Origin of the sequence: uncultured Thiodictyon sp. (assembly GCF_903828115.1) — a bacterium.
GTDB lineage: Bacteria > Pseudomonadota > Gammaproteobacteria > Chromatiales > Chromatiaceae > Thiodictyon.
The window spans coordinates 1-1555 of record NZ_CAIKKU010000437.1; the positions used below are offsets into that span (position 1 = coordinate 1).

Here is a 1555-nt window from a genome sequence, read left to right on the forward strand (position 1 = left end):
CGGAGCTTAGCCCTGAAAGGGCGTGACATAACGGCATGGCTCCTTATGTCACGCCCTTTCAGGGCTAGGCCGAATAAACAACGCTATCCCAGGGCGTTGCCCTGGGCTGGTATGTCGCGCCCCTGCGGGGCTTGGGGATCGCAAAACAAGACGAAACGCCCTACTAGACCCGCGCGACCAACCCGAGCCGCGGAGCCCGCTGGGGGCGCTGGGGGCGCTGGGGGCGCTGGGGCGCTACGGGCGGTGGTCCGCACAGCGGACCCTACGGGCAGCCGCCCAAGGCGCCCCAGATGCCGCGAAACGCCAACAGGCTGCGCGCCAAGTGCGTGGGGTCCAGGCCGTCGGCCCGGCGTAACCGGCGCCGCAGTATTATCATTGCCCCAACCGACACCAGACCCGTCCGCGGAGTGACCCAAACGATGGCACTGACGATCAGCCATGATGAGACGGAACGCCTGGCGCAAGAGCTTGCGCGGGAGACCGGCGAGCCGGTCGCCCAGGTGATCCTGGAGGCACTGCAACAGCGGGCCTGCCAGTTGCGCGAGAAACGGGCCAAGGCGCTTGCACTCGCCCGGATCCAGGCCGCCGCGCACCGCTGCGCCGCCTTCCCGGACCTCGACCCCAGCGCCCCCGACGCGATCCTGGGCTATGGCCCTGACGGGACCTTCGAGCCATGGTCATCGACAGCTCCGCCCTGATCGCCATCCTGTTCGACGAACCGGAGGCCGCGGGGCTCGCCCAGGCGATGGCCGCCCACCCCAGCCGCTGCATGAGCGCCTTCTCGCTACTGGAAACCTCGGTGGTGTTGGCGCGCCGCAAGGGTCCCGCCGCGGTTCAGGAACTCGATGCCTTGATCGCCGATCTCGGCATCGAGACGATCGCCTTCGATCCCATCCAGGCGCGCCTCGCCCGCACCGCCTATCGCCGCTTCGGCAAAGGGAACCACCCGGCCGGGCTGAATCTGGGCGACTGCTGCTCCTACGCGCTGGCCAAGAGCCGCGGCGAGCCGCTGTTGTTCAAGGGCGCGGATTTCACGCAAACCGATCTGCACGCCGCAGCGATGCCCCCGGCGCCTGACGAACCCTGACCGTGAAAGTCGCGCAGCGACGCTGTGGGAGCGGCTTCAGCCGCGACGGGCGGTGCCGGGGACGCGGCATCGCAGTTCGCCGCGGTGCCGCATCGCCGCCGGAGGCCGCTCCCACCAGGAACTTTCATGTTCCGGGGCGACGGCCAACGCCTCACGGCCGTCAGGGGGAAGTGGCGCCGCATCCGGCTGAAGCCTCGACCTCCGGTTTTTGCTCGGGTACAAGGTCATCCGGCGTTCACCGAAGGCCCCCGATCGTCGCAGCGGCCGTCGTCATAATTCGGGCCAGCCGAGGCACCGGCCCGCTGGAGTCCGAGGCTTCAGCCTTGGCGCGCTCCAAGGCTGAGGTGATTTCTGTTAAAAATATTACCCGAGAATAGGCTTGATAAAAATGTCATATTTTGGCAAGGTCGGGCTGCGCTTCAACCGTGCTTCGACGTCTTCCATCAATTTCTTCGATAGGCTGATGCC

The 1555-nt window shown here is 67.0% G+C and carries 2 protein-coding genes; both read left to right on the forward strand.

The features are described 5' to 3' along the window. Positions 1 to 419: 419 nt before the first annotated feature. Entirely contained in the window at positions 420 to 698 is a 279-nt protein-coding gene (locus tag QZY48_RS15995) for a type II toxin-antitoxin system VapB family antitoxin (RefSeq protein ID WP_295432622.1), read from the forward strand. Next, complete coding sequence (locus QZY48_RS16000) at positions 674 to 1087, forward strand: type II toxin-antitoxin system VapC family toxin (protein ID WP_295432625.1); 414 nt, start codon at positions 674 to 676, stop codon at positions 1085 to 1087. The genes QZY48_RS15995 and QZY48_RS16000 overlap by 25 nt, the downstream gene beginning before the upstream one ends. Positions 1088 to 1555 lie beyond the last annotated feature (468 nt).

Coding starts and splice junctions, on each gene's coding strand:
- QZY48_RS15995 (WP_295432622.1), top strand. CDS start 420: ATGGCACTGACGATCAGCCATGATGAGACGGAACGCCTGGCGCAAGAG.
- QZY48_RS16000 (WP_295432625.1), top strand. CDS start 674: ATGGTCATCGACAGCTCCGCCCTGATCGCCATCCTGTTCGACGAACCG.